The organism is Pseudogracilibacillus sp. SO10305 (assembly GCF_037072005.1).
GTDB lineage: Bacteria > Bacillota > Bacilli > Bacillales > Amphibacillaceae > Pseudogracilibacillus > Pseudogracilibacillus intestinigallinarum.
Genome location: NZ_JAXHDE010000016.1, coordinates 1 through 21,318, shown reverse-complemented (window position 1 = coordinate 21,318; position 21,318 = coordinate 1). Strand labels below are relative to the sequence as shown.

Sequence of the window (21,318 nt, the reverse complement as noted above, 5' to 3'; positions counted from 1 at the left end):
AATGATATTAGATGCTGATATGAAAGCACAATTAAAACAATATATGGAGCTTTTAGAAGATGATGTAACGATTAAGCTAAGTGTTGGAAACGACAAGGCTTCAGAAGATATGACATCTTTAGTAGATGAACTAGCTTCATTATCGTCTAAAATAACAATTGAACATACTGTTTTAAATCGGACACCTAGTTTCAGCATTAACCGTGGAACAGAGGAGACTGGCGTAACTTTTGCTGGTCTTCCTTTAGGCCATGAGTTCACTTCATTAGTATTAGCTTTATTACAAGTTAGTGGTAGGGCACCAAAAATTGATGAAGCAGTAGCAGAACAGGTGAAAAATTTAGAAGGCACATACCATTTTGATACGTATGTTAGCCTGACATGTCAAGTATGTCCGGAAGTAGTACAAGCTTTAAACATCATGACTGTATTAAATCCTAACATTACACATACAATGGTTGATGGTGCTACATTTAAGCAAGAAGTAGAAGAAAAGAAAATTATGGCTGTACCAACTGTTTTCTTAAATGGAGAAGAATTCAACGGAGGACGTATTACGATTCCGGAAATTTTAGCAAAATTAGGTTCAGGACCTGATGCAAGTGAATTTGCTAATAAAGATCCATTCGATGTATTAGTTGTTGGAGGAGGTCCTGGTGGGGCAACAGCAGGAATTTATGCTGCACGAAAAGGAATCCGTACTGGAATTGTTGCAGAACGATTCGGTGGACAAATTTTAGATACAGCTACCATTGAAAATTTTGTTAGTGTGAACAGTATTGAAGGTCCACAATTGGCAGCAAACTTAGAATCACATGTAAAAGATTATGATATTGATGTGATGGATTTACAACGTGCAAAAAGTTTACAAGTAAATGATTATGTAGAATTAGAGTTAGAAAATGGCGCAACATTAAAAAGTAAAGCAGTTGTTCTATCTACTGGAGCAAGCTGGCGTAAAGTAGGGGTTCCTGGTGAAGAGGAGTTCCGTAACAAAGGTGTTGCATACTGTCCACATTGTGATGGTCCATTATTTGAAGGTAAACGTGTTGCAGTAATCGGCGGGGGAAACTCTGGAATTGAAGCTGCAATTGACTTATCTGGTATCGTAGAACATGTAACAGTATTAGAGTTTGGTGAGGAGTTAAGAGCGGATTCTGTTTTACAAGACCGTCTCCATCGTTTACCAAATGTAACTGTTATTAAACAAGCACAAACGACTGAAATTACAGGTACAGATGTTGTAAATGGAATTTCTTATATTGATCGAGCAACAGAAGAAGAAAAACATATTGAATTAGAAGGTGTTTTTGTTCAAATTGGTTTAGTACCAAATACTGCTTGGCTCGGTGACTTAGTTGAAAGAAATAAAATGGGTGAAATAATCGTAGATAAGTACGGGGCTACAAATGTTCCGGGTGTTTACGCATCAGGAGACTGTACAGACTCTGCTTATAACCAAATTATTATTTCAATGGGTGCATCTGCTACAGCATCATTAAGTGCGTACGATTATGTCGTGAAAAATGCTGAGAAATTTGCAAAAGTAAAAGCATAATAGAAGGGGCTTATCCAATAGTGGATAAGCTCCTTTTTATTTATGCATATGAAAACCGATCGGACTCTGCTGGGTGTTCTTAAGTAGCTTTTAGCATGGCATTAAAAATATTTCCTATCGTGATAAGATAAAGTTGGTTTCCCGACCACCATATCTTACAAGAGAAGAAGGCAATCCTAATGCAAGATATGGATGGGGATGTAAGTATTCCACTAAAATTATGTGTATCTCTATGTACGGGCTATTTAAAAAGGAAGAGTAGCTTAATGATTTTTGATCGTTATGCAAATGTAAAGTAGCAAATATGGAAACTGGGTAGTTACAAGAATATCGTGTGTAGTTGCAAGAATCCAACCCAAAGTTGCAAGAATCCGGCCCGAAGTTGCAAGAATCCGGCCCAAAGTTGCAAGAATCCACTCCAAAGTTGCAAGAATATGACCCGAAGTTGCAAGAATCCACTCCAAAGTTGCAAGAATCCACTCCAAAGTTGCAAGAATCCGGCCCGAGGTTGCAAGAATCCGACCCAAAGTTGCAAGAATATGAGCCAAAGTTGCAAGATTACGACCCAAAGTTGCAAGAATGTGAGCCAAAGTTGCAAGATTACGACCCGAAGTTGCAAGAATTGATGCGAGGATACTGTGCATAAGGAATACTGTTCAAGGAGTATTTTAGATTAAATCCGATTACAAAGACCATCAGCCGCAGAGCATTTCATCGGTTCACACTAGTAATATTGATTTAGAATAAACAACTAAAATATATGTAATAGTTTAAAATGAAGGATAAAAGAAAAATCTTAACGTAAAATTGATATCTACGTTAAGATTTTTGATTGCAAATGTTATTCAGCAAGTCCTTCTGATAAACCTAATAATATAATACCGAACATTACGACCCCGATCATAACGTATTGGCGAGTAGATAGAACTTCTTTGAGGAAAATTCTTGATAAAATAACAGAGAATATTCCATGTGCAGCAATAAGTGGTGCAGCGATAATCGCATTTCCTGCAATTGCAAATACATAGAAAAATTGTCCTGTCGTTTCCAAAATTGCGGCTGTTCCACGATCTTTTTCTTTAAATAATGAATATTTCTCTTTTTTTATAAAACGTACATATATAAAAGCAAGAACAGCGACGATAAAAAAAGTGTATTCATATGCAATTAATGCATTATCCTCAGGAATTAATGTCAATTCATCCAAATAAACACCATCTAAAAATGTACCAATTCCATCAATTAACGCATATAAAATTGGGAATGTAATTGCTAAGAAACTTAATTGGTATTTAGGGTCAATCATTTCATTTTGTCTTTTTAATGCATATGTTTCAGCTTGTTTTTCGTAAACGGCTAACGTAATAACCCCGATTGTCACAATAATAATTCCAGCAATATCTATCATACTCATTTCGCGTGGAAAGAAAATGAATAATAAAATTGCACTTACTGCTCCAGCTGAGTTTTGAACTGGTGCTGCAATCGATAATTCGATGTAGCGTAATCCGATATATCCAATTGTCATCGATAAAATATACATGAAGGATACTGGAAAATAACGAACCATGTCAAAAGGATCAAAAGTAATATCTTTTATAAGCATATATGCGGTTGCATGAATCCCCATAACAAACCCAACCATAATGACAATTTTTAAATGCGTATATTTTTCTTCGACATTAGATCCTTTTTTATAAAATAAATTAGCTGCACCCCAAGCAATTGCTGTAATAATAGCAAATATAAACCACATGAAACATAAAACCTCCACATTATTATTATAAACCCTTACAAATCGTATCATAAAATAAGAAAAAGCGATAAAGATATAAATTCTTTATCGCCTTTTTCTATTGTTGCTCTGTTTGAAAATTGCGCATTGGTGTAGCGACTTCTGCCCCTTCTTCTTTTAATATGTCTAAAATACGAAGGTTTAACTCCTCGCGCGTATTAATATATGGATCATATTCTGTAGAAGCGGTGAAAAAGTTTAACATAATTTCAATTCCTTGATCTGTTAAATTATTCACTTTCACATAGATTGTCTCCTGGTGTACTTCTGGATGTGTACGAACAGCTTCGTCAATTTTCGTAATAGCATTCTCTACAATAGTTGTTGGAGTATCATACATTAGCATGAATGAAAATGTAATTTGACGTTTACCCATTTTACTCCAATTCGTAATCGGTTCATTTGCAAGTGTTGCATTTGGAACTGTTACTAGCGCTTGCGCAAATGTTCTTACTTTTGTACTGCGAAATGATATATCTTCTACCGTTCCATCTACGCTTGGTGTTGTAATCCAATCATTTATCGTAAATGGTTTTTCCGTAATAATAATAACTCCACCAAATAAATTTGCAATAGCATCTTGTGCGGCTAATGAAAAAGCAAGTCCACCTAGTCCTAATCCGGTTAAAAAGCCGCCAACTTGATAATTGAACTCTTGTAAAATAACACTAATACTAATTGCGACAATAATTACTTGTAATGAGCGGGATAAAAAAGGAATTAAAATATCATCTAGTTTAATATTCGTCTTTTCATTGATAAAACGAAACATCTGCGAAGAACTAGAAGCTAAATTCAATAATCCCCAAGTAATTAAGAAAATGACAAAAACACGTAATAATTTAAACGTCGGTTCATCAATCCCATTATAATGAGGATAATATTGAATGGAAACATATAATCCTAATGCGATGAAAAACCATTGTAGCGGTCGCTCAAAGGCAGCTAAAATATTGGGGAATAGCGCTGTTTTCCCCTTATGACCAATTTTAAGTAAAAATTTAAATATATATTTTGTGAAAAATTTTCGGAACAAAATAAATAATAGGAAAATCCCGATTGTTATCCCGACTGTTTTCAAATGTTCTAATGAAATTAAATATTCCCAAGTCATGTTTCAATCTCCTAAAATAAGTTTTCTTTAACGTATCATATTATGTATGTTTTCGTCTACTTTCAAAAATTTTTCCCAGGAAATAAGCTATGTGTAGACGTTTTATTTGTAAAAAATATTTTCATGGTAAAATAAAAAGGAGATTGTTATAAAAGGGGATGGAAGCTGAGATGATTCAACATTCGAAAAAAATGGAAATTTTTTCTCCAGCTATTTTTGGGGATTTAAAAAAAGCTGCAAACGAGAAAGCAAAAACTGGTGTAAAAATAATTGATTTAAGTTTAGGAAGTCCAGATCTTCCGCCAAATGAAAAAATACGAAAAACATTATCTGATGCTAGTTTACAAGAAAATATGTATGGATACACATTAACAGGAACCAAATCGTTTAATGAAGCTGTGAGTGATTATTATAAACGAAGAGTAAATGTTGATATAGAGGCAGAGACAGAGGTTTTACAAACGATGGGATCACAGGAAGGCCTCGTGCATTTACCGATTGCATTTTGTGATGAAGGGGATATTGTATTAACGACAAATCCAGCATATGTTGCATATGATGCTGGCATAAAACTAGCTGGTGCAGAACCGTACTATATGCCTCTGAAGAAGGAGAATAATTATTTACCTAATTTAAAAGATATCCCTGAAGAGGTGTTAAAAAAGGCTAAATTACTTATTTTAAATTTGCCAGGTAATCCGGTTCCAGCGATGCCAAATGAACTTTTTTTTAAAGAAGTGATTGAAATATGTACTACATATAATATTTTAGTTCTACATGACGCAGCATATTCGGAATATTATTTTGAAGGAGACAGACCGTCGAGCTTTCTTTCCGTAGATGGAGCTAAAGATGTTGGCATTGAAATTAACTCTTTGTCAAAAAGTTTTAGCTTAGCAGGTGCAAGGATTGCTTATTTTGTAGGTAACAAAAATGCAATTGCTGTATTAAAACAATTAAAATCTAATTTAGACTATGGAATATTTGCACCTATTCAAAAAGCGGCAGTGACTGCTTTGGAAAACGCAGAAGAAATTACTGATCAGTTAAGAACGGTATTTAAGGAACGCCATCAAATAATGACGAAGGGGTTACAAGAGATTGGTTGGGAAGTTGCTCCTTCTACTGGTGGTATGTTCGTTTGGGCTAAATATCCTTATAGAATGAGTTCCATTGATTTTACATTTAAATTAATCGAACAAGTAGGTATCGTTACAGTTCCAGGCACTTCTTTTGGAACAGAAGGAGAAGGGTATGTTCGAATTGCTTTGATACAGAATGCGGCGACGTTACAAGAGGCTATAGAGCGTTTCGCAACTTTAACATTTGATTAAAAGGAGCAAACAGATGAAGAAAGGTATTATATTCGTAATTGTTTTCTACATGATGTTAATAGGTTGTCAATCTGATCATGACGCATACGATGTCGACGGATTTTCAGCGGTAAAAGAATACGTTGATGCAATTATTCCACTTATCGATAAAACATTGGAGACAACGGAAGAAGCTAATGTACAAGAAATAACTAAAACAAATGGACAGTTATTTATCTTTGGAGAAGGAACGAAGTATGATAAAGAGGAAATGTCGAATTGGACGATTGAATTAGGTTTAGAAGAAGGGGCATGGGTTATAGAAGGAGAGGCACTATTTGATCAACTAATGGAAGTGCACGAATCAACCAATGCATTTATAAAGGAATTTGAAGATCACAAGAAAGTATCTGAAGAAACAGTAAAAGCATTGGAAAAAGAACGAACTTCATTAGGGGAAATGTTTCGGCAGTAAATATATTAAAAATACTTAGGACAGATTAAGAGTTCATACGAAATACGAATAATGATTAAAAAAAGCATGCATTATTTTTTGGACGAATTACTTATTATTCAATATTCATATGATGTAAAATTTCACTTACTATTGTCCTAAGTCTTTTTAACAAAAAATAGTTTGAAATTTCTGTTAATGGGTATATACTCTTATGGAATAATATAGGGTGGGAGGTCGGATATTGTTTGTAAATAAATATGGTTAAGTATTTAAAAAATCACACTATATGAATTTTAGTAAAAATACGGTATAATACACATAATGAATGACTATTCATAATTGATATAGGAGTGATTTTAATGGGAAAAATAAACTTAGTTCGTGAAAGTGGCGTTTCAATTATTCAATTAAATAGGCCGGAAACATACAATGCTTTAGATATTGAAGCATTAGAGCAGTTAGAAGCGATTATAACGGAAGTAAAAAACAATGAAGATCAAATTGTCATTATTACAGGAGAGGGAAAGGCATTTTGTGCAGGTGGCGACGTAAGTATGATGGCAACATTAAAAGATGTTGATTTATTTGACGATTTAATGAATGCGATTACAAATATTGTAACTTCACTATATTTTATGCCGAAAGTAGTCATTTCCGCAGTGAACGGTTCCGCAGCAGGACTTGGTATGAGCCTTGCGTTAAACGCTGATTATGTTGTTGCAAATAAAGAGGCTAAATTTGGTATGTTGTTTGGAGGAATTGGACTTATTCCAGACGGAGGAGCCCATTTTTTCTTACAACAGAGAGTAGGAACCGAAAAAGCTAAACAATTCATATGGAGTTTAGAGCAAATTAATGCAGATGAAGCAAAACAAGCCGGGTATGTAGATGTTTTATCAGATGAGGATGCTTTTACGGCAGCAAAAATATTAGCATTTAAACTTTCACAGGCACCAATCCAAGCGTTTTTACAAACGAAGGAAATTTTACATACACAAAATAAACTACAATTAGAAGAAATACTGCAATTGGAAAAGGCTGGACAAATGAAAGCCTCCCAAACAAAAGATCATCGTGAAGGAGTTCGGGCGTTTTTAGAAAAGCGAAAACCTCAATTCCAAGGAAAATAAAACGTTTTCTACTGTATATTTGGCAATTTTTTCACGAACTCCTCATAAAACTGACATTTATTGAGCATAAGCGAGTAAATGTCAGTAATCATATAGAAAATTAAGGTCAATCATAATAAATCGCGTGTATAACATATAAATGAATGTCAATGCAATTTGAAACAAACTATAGAAGAATGTTAACGTTAATAAGTGATGTCCATTTTTAAAGGTTGAAAATGGTTCATCAAATATAGGTTGAGGTGAAAATGTGTGCCAGTAATAGAAGTAGAAGGACTAACAAAAGTATTTGGTAAAAACACAAAAGAAGCATTGAAATTAGTAAACGAAGGTGCTTCAAAGGAAGAAATTTTAAACAAAACAGGATGTACGGTGGCAGTAAACAATGCAACATTCTCCGTAGAACAGGGAGAATTTTTCGTTATTATGGGTTTATCAGGTAGTGGTAAATCAACATTAATCAGATTAATTAATCGATTAATTGAACCGACAAAAGGTATGATTAAAGTAGATGGAAAAGATATTTCTAACTTAGACAAAAAGTCTTTACGTGAAGTAAGACGTAAAAAAATGAGTATGGTTTTCCAACGATTTGCCTTATTCCCGCATCGTACTGTATTAGAAAATGCAGAATTCGGTTTGGAAATTCAAAAGATGGATAAAGAAAAACGGAAAGAAATCGCTTTGAAATCTTTAGAATTAGTAGGATTAGGGGATTATGCGAACCAATACCCTGGTCAACTTTCAGGTGGGATGCAACAACGTGTTGGATTAGCGAGAGGATTAACGAATGATCCAGAAGTGTTATTAATGGATGAGGCATTCTCTGCACTTGACCCACTGATTCGTAAAGACATGCAAGATGAAATGGTCGATTTACAAGCGAAAATGCAGAAAACTATTTTATTTATTACGCATGATCTTGATGAAGCATTACGATTAGGCGATCGAATTGCATTAATGCGTGATGGTGAAATAGTTCAAATTGGAACGCCGGAAGAAATTTTAACAAATCCAGCGAACGACTATGTAGAAAAATTTGTAGAAGATGTGGACCGTTCGAAAGTGTTAACAGCAGGACATATTATGAAGCGACCTGAAACGGTAAATATTGATCGTCATGGACCACGTGTTGCTTTAGAAAGAATGCGTGCTGAAGGGATTTCTAGCATTTTAGTTGTAGATAAAGACCGTCGTTTACAAGGGTATGTAACGGCAGATGATGTATTAAAAGCTAGAAAAGAAGAAATAACGAATTTAAACGAAATATTACGTACAGATATTACTGAAGTAGATGTCGAAACACCGATGAATGAAATCTTTAATATGATTTATGATACTCCAATTCCATTAGCAGTTATTAAAGATGGAAAATTAGCTGGTGTACTCGTACGAGGTGCTGTTATAGCAGGACTAGCTAATGAAGGGAGTGTGAATGGAAATGAATAATTTACTTCTTGGACAATTATTTAACAAGATTCCTATCGCTGAAAAAACAGAATTAGCTACAGAATGGATTACTGAGAAATTTTCTTTCTTATTCACGCCGATTAAAAAACATTTTGGTAGTTTCATGGAGTGGACGGCCGAAATGTTAAACACGGTACCACCGATTGCAATGATTATTATCGTAGCAATTTTAGCATTTCTTGTATCTGGAAAACGTTTTGGATTAGCTGTATTTTCCATTGTAGGGTTATTAATTATCGAAAATCAAGGCTATTGGGGACATTTAATGGATACATTTTCATTAGTGTTAATCGCTAGTTTGTTATCGATTATTATTGGGGTGCCAGTCGGTATATTAATGGCGAAGAGTAAAGTTGCTGAAACAATTATTACGCCTATTCTTGACTTTATGCAGACGATGCCAGCTTTCGTATATTTAATTCCAGCAGTAGCATTCTTCGGAATTGGAATGGTACCAGGTGTGTTTGCATCATTAATATTCGCAACACCACCGACAGTTCGTTTTACAAATTTAGGGATTAGACAAGTTTCAGAAGAATTAGTAGAGGCTTCAGATGCATTTGGAAGTACAGGGGCTCAGAAGTTATTTAAGGTTGAACTTCCAATGGCGAAAGCGACAATTATGGCTGGGATTAACCAGACGGTTATGTTAGCATTATCTATGGTTGTTATAGCATCCATGATTGGTGCGCCAGGATTAGGAAGAGAAGTGTTATCTGCATTACAACGTGCTCAAGTAGGTACAGGATTTGTTGCGGGTATCGGTATCGTTATTTTAGCAATCATTATTGACCGCTTTACGCAAAACATGAATAAACAAAAATAATTTGTGGTTATCTTTTCAAATATGAAAAGTTTCCAAATATATATTACTTTAAAGGGGAGTATACATCTTATGTTGACAAAACTTAAGAAAATTGGTTTAGTTTCTGGTTTATCAGCAACATTGTTATTAGCTGCTTGTGGCGGAGGTAACGATAATAATGCTGGAAACAACAATGATGGTGCAGCGAACAATAATGACGCTGGCGCTAACTACGGGGAAGAAATGAATTATCAAATTACTGGTATTGAGCCTGGTGCAGGTGTATTTAAAGCATCTGAACAAGCAATTGAAGATTATGATTTAGAAGGTTGGGAAGTACAAGCTTCTTCAAGTGGTGCGATGGCTACAGCATTAGGAGAGGCAATTAAAAATGAAGAACCAATCGTTGTTACTGGTTGGTCACCACACTGGAAGTTCGCTAAATATGATTTAAAATATTTAGAAGATCCTGAAGGTACTTTTGGTGATGCAGAAACAATTAATACGATGGTTCGTGAAGGTTTAGAAGATGACATGCCTGAAGCATATGCATTATTAGATAATTTCAACTGGACTCCAGATGATTTAGAGGAAGTTATGTTAAAAGTTTCTGAAGGTGCAGACCCGAAAGAAGCTGCAGAAGAGTGGATTGGTGAGAACGAAGATAAAGTAGAAGCTTGGACAGACGGTATCGATGAAGTAGACGGAGATAGTATTGAGCTAGTGTACGTTGAATGGGATACAGAAGTAGCTTCAACAAATGTCGTTGGGTTAGTGTTAGAAGATTTAGGATATGATGTTACAGTTACTCCACTTGATAATGCTGTAATGTGGGAAGCTGTTGCATCAGGAGAAGCAGATGGAATGGTTGCAGCTTGGTTACCAGGTACACATGGTGATTTATTCGCTGAATATGAAGATAAGTTAGTTGATTTAGGTCCAAACTTAGAAGGTGCTAAAATTGGTTTAGTAGTACCTGCATATATGGACATTGATTCCATTGAAGATTTAGATACGAAATAAATGATATAAGAGGCTGTATTTTATATAGCCTCTTTTCTTTACATAAAAAAATGGGAGTGCTTACATTTAAAAAAATATTTAAGAAAAGTTTAATTACTTTAGGAGTAACAAGTGCATTATTAATTGCCGGATGTAGTAGTTCGAATAATGATGCAACAAATAACGATGGGAATACAAATTATAGTGAAGCGGTCGATTATACAATTACTGGAATTGAACCTGGTGCAGGAATTTCTGTCACAACAGAAAAAGCGATCGAAGAATATGAACAATTGTCTGGTTGGGAAGTAGAATTATCTTCCACAGCAGCAATGATGTCAGAATTGGATACTGCATATAAAAATAAAGAGCCGATTATTGTGACTGGTTGGAATCCACATTGGATGTTCGCAAAATATCCTGATTTAAAATATTTAGAGGACCCACTCGATATTTATGGTGGAGAAGAAGGAATTAATACTTTAACACGTATCGGTTTTGAAGAAGAATACCCACAAGCTTATAAATTTTTATCGCAATTTAAATGGGATGTAGAAGATATGGAAGAAATTATGTATGAAGCGGAAGAAACAGGTGATGAAGTAGAAGATGTGGCAGTACGTTGGGTAGAAGAGAATGAAGATAAAGTTTCTAGCTGGATCGATGGAGTAGATGGGGAAGGAGAATCAATTGAACTCGTCTCCACACCATGGGATTCTGAAAGAGCATCATCGGGAGTTGTAAAAGAAGCGATGGAACAAGTAGGGTTTGAAGTGAAAGTTACTCCTGTAGATGTTGCGGTTGTTTTTGAATCATTAGCAAATGGAGATGCGGATGCAACAGTTGCTGCATGGTTACCTATGACACATAAAGATTTCTTTGAAAAACATGAAGATAAACTTGTTGACTTAGGCGCAAATTTAACAGGGGCAAAAATTGGTCTTTCTGTTCCTGAATATATGGATATCGATTCGATTGAAGATTTAGAAGCAAAGTAAGTAAAGGTGTGACTTTTTCTAAAATCCATTTAAACAAGAAGGTGTAAACGATGCATAACTGGAGAAGGCTTAGTTTCATAATATCGAGCATATTATTTTCTCTGTTTTTATTTGGATGTTCGAATGAAAAAGAAAATGATGTGTCATTAAGCGAAAGAGTAGATTATACGATTACTGGTATTGAAGCGGGTGCAGGTATTTCTAATAAAACAGAATTGGCGATTGAGGAATACGATAGCTTGGCGGGATGGGATGTAGAATTTTCTTCGACAGCAGCAATGATGGCTGCATTAGAAAGTGCATATAAAAACGAAGAACCAATTATTATAACAGGATGGAATCCTCATTGGATGTTTGTGAAATATGATGATTTGATATATTTAGATGATCCCCTCGGTATTTATGGTGAGGAAGAAGATATTCATACATTGACCCGTTTAGGATTAGAGGAAGATGAACCAGAAGCTTTTGCATTTTTTGAACAGTTTGCATGGGATATTGAAGATATGGAAACAATTTTATATGAAGCGGAAGAAACAGGAGAAGAAGTAGAAGTAGTAGCAGAAAAATGGGTAAAGGATAATGAAGAAAAAGTCGCAAAATGGATGGAAGGTGTTGATGGTACAGGGGTAGAAATTGAATTAGCATCCAATCCATGGGACTCAGAACGTGCTTCTGCAGGTGTTGCAAAAGCAGCAATGGAACAAGTCGGTTTCAAAGTGAATGTAACACCATTAGATTCAGCAGTATTATTTGAATCGATCGCAAATGGGGATGCAGATGCAACGGTAGGAGTTTGGCTGCCAGTGACGACGAAAGAGTACTACGACAAACATGAAAAGAATTTAGTCGATTTAGGTCCTAATTTATCTGGCGCTAAAATTGGCCTCGCCGTTCCAAGTTATATGGACATTAACTCCATTGAAGATTTAGAAGCGAAATAAGATTTGCAGTCTTATTTAATTAAAAAAGGTATGAAACATTCATTACGAATTTAAATTAATGATAATGGAATAAATGGAATGCAATTAAAGGGAAATAGTCTCCTTAAGGTAAACAGATAAAACATAAAGTCTGTTCTACTTTAAGGAGATTTTTTTGTTATGCTGTGTGATATGAAATAAAAGTATGAAGTGAGTAAATTTTTCCAAGTATATTTTCATCCTACTACGCCAAATTAATGAAAAAGGAGAAAACGTGATGAAACGCTTTTTATCTATTTTCATGATTATGATGGTAGTCAGTTTCTTTCAACCAATGAATGATGTTGCTGCTTATGGCTGGGGATTTAAACAAAGTAAAGAAGGAAAACCTCCAGAGTTTGGCATATACGAAAAAATTATTGATAAATATCGTACATTGTATATAGGAAATACAGATGAAAAAGAAATTTATTTTACGTTTGACCAAGGTTATGAAGCAGGTTATACAGAAAAAGTATTAGATGTGTTAAAAAAATATGATGTCCCAGCGACATTTTTTGTTACAGGTCATTATGTAAAAGAAGAGCCTGAATTAATCAAACGTATGGTAAAAGATGGTCATCAAATTGGTAACCATTCATACCATCACAAAGATTTTACGAAAATATCGAAAGACGAGATGTATGAAGATATTGAGAAGTTGGATAAAGCGGTAGAAAAGATTACTGGTGAAAAGCAATTAGTTTATTTACGACCCCCAAAAGGGACATTTAATGAAAAATCTTTACAATGGGCAGAAGAAAAAGGGTATATACATGTATTTTGGTCATTAGCATACAAAGATTGGGAACGCGATAAAACAGAAGGGTGGAAATATAGTTATGATAAAATGATGCAACAAGTGCATCCAGGAGCGATCGTTTTATTGCATACAGTATCTAAAGATAATGCCGAAGCGTTAGAACATGTGATTGAAAAATTACAAAAAGAAGGTTATACATTTAAAGATTTAGACGACCTAATGATCCAACAATTTATTGATACGACATTGTTCTAGAAAATGAATATTCAAATAACTCCTTTATTTTGTTATACTAAATAATATAAAGATAAAGGAGTGGTAACATGAATAGAGATGATTTAATTGCTCCAGATAATTATAACATCATGATGGATATCGAAAGACATCCGGCAAATAAATTGGCACTCATCTATAAAGAAGAAAATGGTACGAGAAAAGAAATAACATATGGTAAATTAATTGAAAATGTAAATCGAATAGCAAACGCATTAGTCAAAAAAGGATTGCAAAAAGGCGATAAATTACTCGTCATGGTGCCTAGGATTATCGAAGCTTATGAAACATATTTAGCTGCATTAAAATCAGGAATCATTATTATTCCAAGTTCAGAAATGTTAACGACAGCTGATTTACAATATCGTGTGACACATGGAGAGGTTAAAGGAATTGTCAGTTATTATCCATTTGCCAATGCTTATAAGGGGATCAAGCAATATGATGATTTATTGAAATTCTCAATTGGAGATAGTGTCGAAGGATGGCATTTTTTAGATGCCTTAAAAGAGGAAGCTAGTCCGAAGTATGAAATCGAACATACGTCTAGAGATGATATTGCGTTTTTACCTTATACTTCTGGAACGACGGGTAATCCAAAAGGTGTTGTTCATACACATGCATGGGGATATGCTCATTTACGAACAGTAGCTGAAAATTGGTTAGCAATTCAAAAAGATGATCTCGTTTGGGCGACAGCTGCTCCAGGATGGCAAAAATGGGTTTGGAGCCCATTGATGTCTGTGTTAGGCTCCGGGGCAACAGGATTTGTATATAATGGAAAATTTAATGCGGAAAAATATATGACATTGTTAGAAAAGGAAAAGATTAATGTATTATGCTGTACACCTACTGAATATCGTATGATGGCAAAATTAGATCAATTATCTACTTTTAATTTAAACCATTTACATAGTGCGGTATCTGCAGGGGAACCATTAAATCGCGAAGTAATTGATACGTTTCAAAAAACATTTAATTTATCTGTACGCGATGGATATGGACAAACTGAAAATACGCTTTTATTAGGTATAATGAAAGAAATGGAAGTGAAACCTGGTTCGATGGGGAAACCAACACCTGGTAATGAGGTAGAAATAATTAATGAAGCAGGAAAAATTGTAGACGTTGGAGAAGTCGGTGATATTGCTGTTACATTAAATAGTCCAGCCTTGTTTAAAAGGTACTATAAAGATGAAGAAAAAACGGCTATTGCAAAGCGCGGGGATTTCTATGTAACGGGCGACCGTGCCAAAAAGGATGAAGACGGATATTTTTGGTTTGAAGGCCGTGATGATGATATTATTGTCAGTTCAGGATATACAATAGGACCGTTTGAAGTGGAAGATGTACTCGTAAGGCACCCGGCTGTTCAGGAATGTGCTGTCGTTGGGACACCAGATGAAATACGTGGCCAATTAGTAAAAGCATTTATTGTACTACGGGAAGAGGTTGTAGATGAGGCTTTATTAATCGATGAATTAAAAACTTTTTGTAAAAAAGAAACAGCACCATATAAATACCCTAGAAAAATTGAATTTGTAACTGAACTACCGAAAACAGTATCAGGAAAAATCCGTCGAGTAGAACTTAGAGAATTAGAAAAAGCAAGATATAACGAATAAAATGAATAATCAAAATAGCGAAGAAACGACGTCGATCTACATATTCGGCGTTGTTTTATTTTTTTTAAAAAAAATAAGCAAAAAGACTTGAAAGTCAAAGAAGGTCAGTGTATAATAAAATCATAGTCAAAGATAGTCAAAGTCAAAATGACGAAAGACAAACTTGACGTATAACATCATATTATGAATTAAAGGAGGAATTATAATATGAAATGTCAACAGTGTGGAATTAATCGTGCCAATGTAAATATGGCAATGCAATTTAATAATGAGAAGATGCAATTACATTTATGTAATGAATGTTTTAACAATGTACAAAATCAAATGTCAGATATGAGTAACTTTATGCATGGAGATGGATTTTTTGATCAAGGATTTTTCCAACAAAATATGGGAGGATCTAACCAAGGACAAAGTCGAACAAAAACTAAGCAGAAACAAGGTGGCGGCCGTGATGGTTTATTAGATCAATTAGGTAATAATGTAACAGACGATGCGAGAAACAATCGAATTGATCCAGTTATCGGTCGTGATATAGAGGTAAAACGTGTCATAGAAACTTTAAACCGCCGAAACAAAAACAATCCTGTTTTAATCGGGGAACCTGGTGTTGGTAAAACGGCAATCGCTGAAGGATTAGCATTAAAAATTGTAGAGGGAAATGTCCCTTCCAAATTAATGAACAAAGAAGTATATGTATTAGATGTTGCTTCATTAGTTGCGAATACAGGAATCCGTGGACAATTTGAAGAAAGAATGCAGCAATTAATCCAAGAATTAAAAGATCGTCCAGAAGTTATTTTATTTATCGATGAGCTTCATTTATTAGTTGGTGCTGGAATGACAGAAGGATCTCAAATGGATGCAGGGAATATTTTAAAACCAGCATTAGCTCGTGGAGAATTACAGATTATTGGTGCAACAACATTAAAAGAGTATCGTCAAATTGAAAAGGATGCTGCATTAGAACGTCGTTTCCAACCAATTATCGTAAAAGAGCCATCATTGGAAGAAACGGTGCAAATTTTACAAGGAATTAAATCACGTTACGAACAATTTCATGGTGTCACATATAGTGATGAAGTAGTGGACGCATTCGTACAATTATCAAACCGTTACATTCAAGACCGTTTTTTACCAGATAAAGCAATCGATTTAATGGATGAAGTTGGTGCTAGATTAAACCTTGCGAATGCAGAGAAAGATTCTGACTCTATTGAACAACAGTTAGAAAAGGTAACGAAAGAAAAAGAAGCAGCTGCAGAACAAGAAGATTATGAACGTGCAGCAAACTTACGTTACCAAGAAATCCAATTACAAAAACAACTAGACAAGGCGAAAGAAATTGATACAGAAATTCGTGCAGCAGTCAAAGTAGAAGATATAGAACAAATAATTGAGGAGAAAACAGGTGTTCCTGTTACAAAACTTCAGACAGATGAACGCGAAAAAATGAAAAATTTTGCTGAACATTTACGCGCAAAAGTTATTGGACAAGATGAGGCAGTGGATCATATTGCTAAGGCAATCCGTCGTAGTCGTGCAGGATTAAAATCAAAATATCGTCCAATAGGATCATTCTTATTCGTTGGACCAACTGGTGTTGGGAAAACCGAATTATCAAAAGTATTAGCAGAAGAAATGTTTGGTACAAGAGATGCGTTAGTTCGTCTCGATATGAGTGAATATATGGAAAAACATACAGTCTCAAAATTAATCGGTTCTCCACCAGGATATGTAGGTCATGAAGAGGCAGGACAATTAACGGAAAAGGTACGACGCCAACCATATTCAATCATTTTATTAGATGAAATTGAAAAGGCACACCCAGACGTACAAAATATGTTCTTGCAAATTATGGAAGATGGTCATTTAACAGACTCGCATGGTAGAACAGTGAGCTTTAAAGATACAGTTATAATTATGACGAGCAATGCTGGTTCACAGTTTAAAGAAGTTAATGTCGGTTTTGAAAAAGAAAACAACGTAATTTCTTCTTTTGAAAACTTATCAGATTACTTTAAGCCTGAATTCTTGAACCGTTTTGATGCAATTGTTACATTTAATGAACTGGAAGAAGAACATTTATTACACATTTTCGATTTAATGCTTACAGAATTAGAAAACACGATTGAAAATAATGATATTTCTATCGATATAACAGATGAGGCAAAATCTCATTTAGTAAAATTAGGATATGATTCACGTTTTGGTGCAAGACCATTACGTCGTGTTATCCAAAATGAAATTGAAGATAGATTAACGGATTTAATTTTAGAAGATGAAACAACTAAAGAAGTCCAAGTTCTATTAGAAGATGAAAAAATTGTCATGAAAAAAGCATAAAGGGCTAAAGCGGTGCTATCAATGATAGCACCGCTTTTTTATGTAAATTAGTTAGTTGCAAGAATGCAGTGCGAAGTTGCAAGAATGCAGTGCGAAGTTGCAAGAATGCGTGTCGAAGTTGCAAGAATACGTGCCAAAGTTGCAAGAATGCGTGTCGAAGTTGCAAGAATGCGTGTCGAAGTTGCAAGAATACGTGCCAAAGTTGCAAGAATGCAGTGCGAAGTTGCAAGAATGCAGTGAGAAGTTGCAAGAATCCAAGCCGAAGCTGTAAGAACCCAACTTCAAACCTTCAAGAACCCAACCCCAAAATCGCAAGAATCCAGTTGAATACCATAACCAACTCCTACACAAAAAGGAATATTTCAAAATAACTCGAATAATTTTTATTAAAATGCTCAAAATTGGCAAAACTAGAAGAAATGGCTTTTGGAGAGGAAGAATTTTTATGATTGAAAAAGAAGCATGGTCATTGAATGGTATTTTAGGAATGATCATAATTGGGATTCTTGCAATATGCGCGGTACTTAGCTTCTTGCATCATCATTATGTGGTTGCATTATTATTAGTTATTATAACTCTTTTCTTTATAACGAGTTTTACATTTATATATCCGAATGAAGCGAAATTAATTACATTTTATCATGGATATGTAGGGACGATTCGCAAACATGGGTTTATTTTTACCATTCCACTTACTAAGAAACGAACGATTTCACTAAGAAATGAGTCGATACATTTAAAAGATATTACCATTTATGGAACAGATAATGAAACATGGGCGGTTCATCTTTATATACAGTATAAAGTTGTGGATACGGCGAAGGCATTGTATGAAGTAGAAAATTACCATACCTATATGAAAGAACAGAGTGTAGCCGCTATAAAAATTTTAATGACTTCCCAATTAAGCGATGAAACAAAAAATCAATTTGAAAAAAATTTACCACAAACTATGAAAGACCTTTTGCAAGAGGAAATACAACAAAGAGTAGATCGGATCGGGCTCGAAGTCGTAGAGGCAAATATAACGAATATTAAAAAAGACGGATAATTTCCGTCTTTTTTTTGTGGAATGATATTGACAAATCACTTAATTGGTTATATGGTTAGTTATACAACTAACTAACACGTAAAGAAGGTGATGCACAGATGAAAAGGGAATTAGATGACCAACGACCAATCTATATACAAATTAAAGAATTTTTAGAGGATGCAATACTAAAAGGATCGATTGCGATTGGTGAAAAAGCTCCATCAACAAATGAATTAGCGAAGTTTTATCAAATAAATCCAGCAACAGCAAGACAAGGGATGAATGAACTTGTGCAGGAAAATATATTAAAAAAGCAAAGAGGTGTTGGAATGTTTGTCACAGAGGATGCAATCCAAATTATTCGTGAAAAAAGATTACAAGAGTTTTTTGATCATTTTATTTTACCCTTACAAGAAGAGGCAAAAAAATTAAATATAACGAGTGAACAATTAGTAAAAATGTTAAAGGAGGAGAAGTAATATGCAATTGAAGGTGGAACATTTAACAAAAACTTATAAAAAGACCGATGCATTAAAAAATGTATCATTTACATTGAATGGACCAAAGATTTATGGACTGCTCGGTCGAAATGGAGCAGGTAAAACAACTTTTATGGATATATTAGCAGGATTACAACTACCAACTTCTGGAACAGTAAAAGTAGATGGCGAGACTCCTTTTAATAATCGTTCAATAACGAAAAATATTTGTATGATTAAAGAAGGCGATAATTTTCAAAAAGAAATGAAAGTGAAAGATATTTTTAAAACTTGCTCTATTATTTATGACCATTGGGACGAACAATTGGTACGTGACCTAGTGAAACTTTATAAACTTCCAATTAAAAAACGACTAAAAACATATTCAAAAGGAATGAGTTCTGCAGTTGGAATAATTGTTGGTTTAGCTAGTAATGCCCCAATTACGATTTTTGATGAACCATATATTGGACTTGATGCGGCTGGACGGAAGAAGTTTTACAATATTTTATTAGAGCAATATGAGAAAAATGAAAGAATGATTATCTTTTCGACACATTTAATTGATGAAGTAAGTTTGTTATTTGAGGAAGTATTAATTTTGCAAGAAGGAGAATTAATGCTTCATGAACAAGCAGAAAAATTACGCAATAGTGCCTTCGTTATTACAGGTGATGTAGAGGAAGTGAAACATTTCATTGCTAATAAACATGTAATGGAAACGAAGCAAATTGCGAACATGATGACTGCCTCCATTTATGGGAATAAAGAAGAAGCTAAAAAGGCGGGATTCAGTGTGGAAGGAATTCCGATCCAGGATTTAATGATTTATTTAACTGATACAGAGAAAGGAGCATAACAAATGATACAGGAAATTAAAGGTACAATGCATATGATATATACGAATTATAAAATATCATTACTAACATTTTGGGCTATTTTAATAGGAATAGTTATTTTATCAGTGGGGTCAACGTATTTATTGCAATCGAGTATGACTGAGTTTACCTTATCAGCACCGATGTATTTTTACACACCAATTGTTGCTGGGATGGTTGTGACAGGAGTCATGCCATTTATGATAAAATTAGGAGTGACAAGATTTCCGATTTTCTTATCATTAGGTACTTTCTTATTAATAGCTTCCATTTTGAACGCAGTAGTCATTCAACTGATTCAAGCAATATTGAAAATGTTCTTTGATATGAATGGTAGAGCATTAGTATTGAGGAATGGTTCTAGTGAATTTACGATCAATCATATCGCAGATTTACTGCCGAATTCGACTTTTGCAACGGAAATAATTATAGATATATCAATTACGATGTTATTAAGTATGGTTGTATTTTTTATATCGTTAATTTTTTATCGATATGGGAAGTTAATCGGCTTCTCATTTATGGGATTAATTGGTGTGTTATTTGTCTTCGATATGAGTAATGAAGGAGCAGTATTTCAATTATTGGAATATATCGTATTACACTTTGAATTTAGTTACTTTTATTATATGTTCGGACTTAGTATCATTGTTTATCTTGTAAGCTATATATTTATGCACCGAATGACGATTAAAAAATAAAGTGATTGTTGTACGTGTATACAATGTTTGGTAAAATTAAATTATAATGTAATATACAACGTGAACATGAAGGGGGTGAGTAAGATTGTTTATGGATATGTTCCATCATATTTTTGTTGATGTTTCTATGGTTTATTTTTATGTAGGATTATTGTTGATCACATTAGGGATTGCATATGTTAGTCAATTTGTTTTCAAACATATGATGAAACAAAGTTATGAATTTCAAAATGATCATCGACATGTAAAAATAAATCTAACGCAAATAGAAAAACCAATCATAACTAATGAATCATTTATGGATTGGTTTGTGATGATATGTAAAAGAATTACTGAAAAAGACGATAAAGAAGATGGTGTTCACTCTTATTTTAATCAACATAATAAAATAAGAGGAGGACAATTATGTCTACAAACAACTTACTCACACTTTTTAAAAAAGTTAGTTTAAGTTTCATAATTATTTTTACCGTATTCACATTATCGGGATGTGCAATGAATCTTGATCCAATAGATAGTCAAGCAACAGGGATATTCGATCATTATTTTATTTACCCATTTTCATTACTCATAAAAATGGTCGCAAATTGGTTTCATGGTCACTATGGGGTAGCAA

The 21,318-nt window shown here is 34.2% G+C and carries 21 protein-coding genes and 1 pseudogene; 20 read left to right on the top strand and 2 right to left on the bottom strand.

Annotated elements, in window-relative coordinates; genetic code table 11:
• Nucleotide 1 precedes the first annotated feature (1 nt).
• The 3 genes and pseudogenes from ahpF to SPD45_RS11920 all read left to right on the top strand — a co-directional run bounded on the left by ahpF (nt 2) and on the right by SPD45_RS11920 (nt 2,204).
• Nucleotides 2–1,558 (top strand): alkyl hydroperoxide reductase subunit F, encoded by a 1,557-nt coding sequence (ahpF, locus tag SPD45_RS11930; RefSeq protein WP_336267995.1) that lies wholly within the window; start codon nt 2–4, stop codon nt 1,556–1,558.
• Between the two features lie 200 nt (nt 1,559–1,758).
• Nucleotides 1,759–1,854, top strand: a pseudogene (locus SPD45_RS11925) (IS200/IS605 family transposase); the annotation flags it as partial.
• A gap of 44 nt (nt 1,855–1,898) precedes the next feature.
• Nucleotides 1,899–2,204 (top strand): hypothetical protein, encoded by a 306-nt coding sequence (locus tag SPD45_RS11920; protein WP_336267994.1) that lies wholly within the window; start codon nt 1,899–1,901, stop codon nt 2,202–2,204.
• A gap of 195 nt (nt 2,205–2,399) precedes the next feature.
• Here SPD45_RS11920 and SPD45_RS11915 read toward each other — a convergent pair whose 3' ends face one another.
• Both SPD45_RS11915 and SPD45_RS11910 read right to left on the bottom strand, forming a co-directional pair.
• Nucleotides 2,400–3,314: an EamA family transporter gene (locus tag SPD45_RS11915; RefSeq protein ID WP_336267993.1), complete on the bottom strand. Its 915-nt coding sequence runs from the start codon at nt 3,312–3,314 to the stop codon at nt 2,400–2,402.
• A 97-nt stretch (nt 3,315–3,411) separates the two neighbouring features.
• Complete coding sequence (locus SPD45_RS11910) at nt 3,412–4,467, bottom strand: mechanosensitive ion channel family protein (RefSeq protein WP_336267992.1); 1,056 nt, start codon at nt 4,465–4,467, stop codon at nt 3,412–3,414.
• 170 nt (nt 4,468–4,637) lie between these two features.
• Here SPD45_RS11910 and SPD45_RS11905 point away from each other — a divergent pair, with 170 nt between their 5' ends.
• The 17 genes from SPD45_RS11905 to SPD45_RS11825 all read left to right on the top strand — a co-directional run bounded on the left by SPD45_RS11905 (nt 4,638) and on the right by SPD45_RS11825 (nt 21,153).
• Nucleotides 4,638–5,801, top strand: a complete 1,164-nt coding sequence (locus SPD45_RS11905; RefSeq protein ID WP_336267991.1) for an aminotransferase class I/II-fold pyridoxal phosphate-dependent enzyme — start codon at nt 4,638–4,640, stop codon at nt 5,799–5,801.
• Nucleotides 5,802–5,814: 13 nt separating this feature from the next.
• Nucleotides 5,815–6,255, top strand: coding sequence for a hypothetical protein (locus tag SPD45_RS11900; protein WP_336267990.1), 441 nt, complete (start codon nt 5,815–5,817; stop codon nt 6,253–6,255).
• A gap of 341 nt (nt 6,256–6,596) precedes the next feature.
• Nucleotides 6,597–7,367, top strand: coding sequence for an enoyl-CoA hydratase (locus tag SPD45_RS11895; protein ID WP_336267989.1), 771 nt, complete (start codon nt 6,597–6,599; stop codon nt 7,365–7,367).
• A 252-nt stretch (nt 7,368–7,619) separates the two neighbouring features.
• Nucleotides 7,620–8,816 carry a quaternary amine ABC transporter ATP-binding protein gene (locus tag SPD45_RS11890; protein WP_336267988.1) on the top strand — a complete coding sequence of 399 codons (1,197 nt, stop codon included), beginning with the start codon at nt 7,620–7,622 and terminating at the stop codon, nt 8,814–8,816.
• Nucleotides 8,803–9,663, top strand: a complete 861-nt coding sequence (locus SPD45_RS11885) for an ABC transporter permease (protein ID WP_442962026.1) — start codon at nt 8,803–8,805, stop codon at nt 9,661–9,663. Before SPD45_RS11890 ends, SPD45_RS11885 begins: the two co-directional genes overlap by 14 nt.
• Before the next feature lie 69 nt (nt 9,664–9,732).
• Nucleotides 9,733–10,665 carry a glycine betaine ABC transporter substrate-binding protein gene (locus SPD45_RS11880; RefSeq protein WP_336267987.1) on the top strand — a complete coding sequence of 311 codons (933 nt, stop codon included), beginning with the start codon at nt 9,733–9,735 and terminating at the stop codon, nt 10,663–10,665.
• A 50-nt stretch (nt 10,666–10,715) separates the two neighbouring features.
• The gene (locus SPD45_RS11875; protein ID WP_442962025.1) at nt 10,716–11,642 is read left to right on the top strand and encodes a glycine betaine ABC transporter substrate-binding protein; all 927 of its coding nucleotides are present in this window, start codon (nt 10,716–10,718) and stop codon (nt 11,640–11,642) included.
• Nucleotides 11,643–11,692: 50 nt separating this feature from the next.
• Nucleotides 11,693–12,586: a glycine betaine ABC transporter substrate-binding protein gene (locus tag SPD45_RS11870; protein WP_336267985.1), complete on the top strand. Its 894-nt coding sequence runs from the start codon at nt 11,693–11,695 to the stop codon at nt 12,584–12,586.
• Nucleotides 12,587–12,842: 256 nt separating this feature from the next.
• Nucleotides 12,843–13,622 (top strand): delta-lactam-biosynthetic de-N-acetylase, encoded by a 780-nt coding sequence (gene pdaA / locus SPD45_RS11865; RefSeq protein WP_336267984.1) that lies wholly within the window; start codon nt 12,843–12,845, stop codon nt 13,620–13,622.
• A 68-nt stretch (nt 13,623–13,690) separates the two neighbouring features.
• Nucleotides 13,691–15,265, top strand: coding sequence for an acyl-CoA synthetase MbcS (mbcS, locus tag SPD45_RS11860; protein WP_336267983.1), 1,575 nt, complete (start codon nt 13,691–13,693; stop codon nt 15,263–15,265).
• A gap of 207 nt (nt 15,266–15,472) precedes the next feature.
• Nucleotides 15,473–17,611 carry an ATP-dependent Clp protease ATP-binding subunit gene (locus tag SPD45_RS11855; protein WP_336267982.1) on the top strand — a complete coding sequence of 713 codons (2,139 nt, stop codon included), beginning with the start codon at nt 15,473–15,475 and terminating at the stop codon, nt 17,609–17,611.
• Nucleotides 17,612–17,666: 55 nt separating this feature from the next.
• Nucleotides 17,667–17,882, top strand: coding sequence for a hypothetical protein (locus SPD45_RS11850; RefSeq protein ID WP_336267981.1), 216 nt, complete (start codon nt 17,667–17,669; stop codon nt 17,880–17,882).
• A gap of 174 nt (nt 17,883–18,056) precedes the next feature.
• Nucleotides 18,057–18,662, top strand: coding sequence for an SPFH domain-containing protein (locus SPD45_RS11845; RefSeq protein ID WP_336267980.1), 606 nt, complete (start codon nt 18,057–18,059; stop codon nt 18,660–18,662).
• Between the two features lie 98 nt (nt 18,663–18,760).
• Nucleotides 18,761–19,123, top strand: a complete 363-nt coding sequence (locus SPD45_RS11840) for a GntR family transcriptional regulator (protein WP_336267979.1) — start codon at nt 18,761–18,763, stop codon at nt 19,121–19,123.
• A 1-nt stretch (nt 19,124) separates the two neighbouring features.
• Nucleotides 19,125–19,982: an ABC transporter ATP-binding protein gene (locus SPD45_RS11835; RefSeq protein ID WP_336267978.1), complete on the top strand. Its 858-nt coding sequence runs from the start codon at nt 19,125–19,127 to the stop codon at nt 19,980–19,982.
• Nucleotides 19,983–19,985: 3 nt separating this feature from the next.
• The gene (locus SPD45_RS11830; RefSeq protein ID WP_336267977.1) at nt 19,986–20,702 is read left to right on the top strand and encodes a hypothetical protein; all 717 of its coding nucleotides are present in this window, start codon (nt 19,986–19,988) and stop codon (nt 20,700–20,702) included.
• A gap of 85 nt (nt 20,703–20,787) precedes the next feature.
• On the top strand, nt 20,788–21,153 hold the full coding sequence (locus SPD45_RS11825; RefSeq protein ID WP_336267976.1) for a hypothetical protein: 366 nt from the start codon (nt 20,788–20,790) through the stop codon (nt 21,151–21,153).
• The last annotated feature ends 165 nt before the right edge of the window (nt 21,154–21,318 follow it).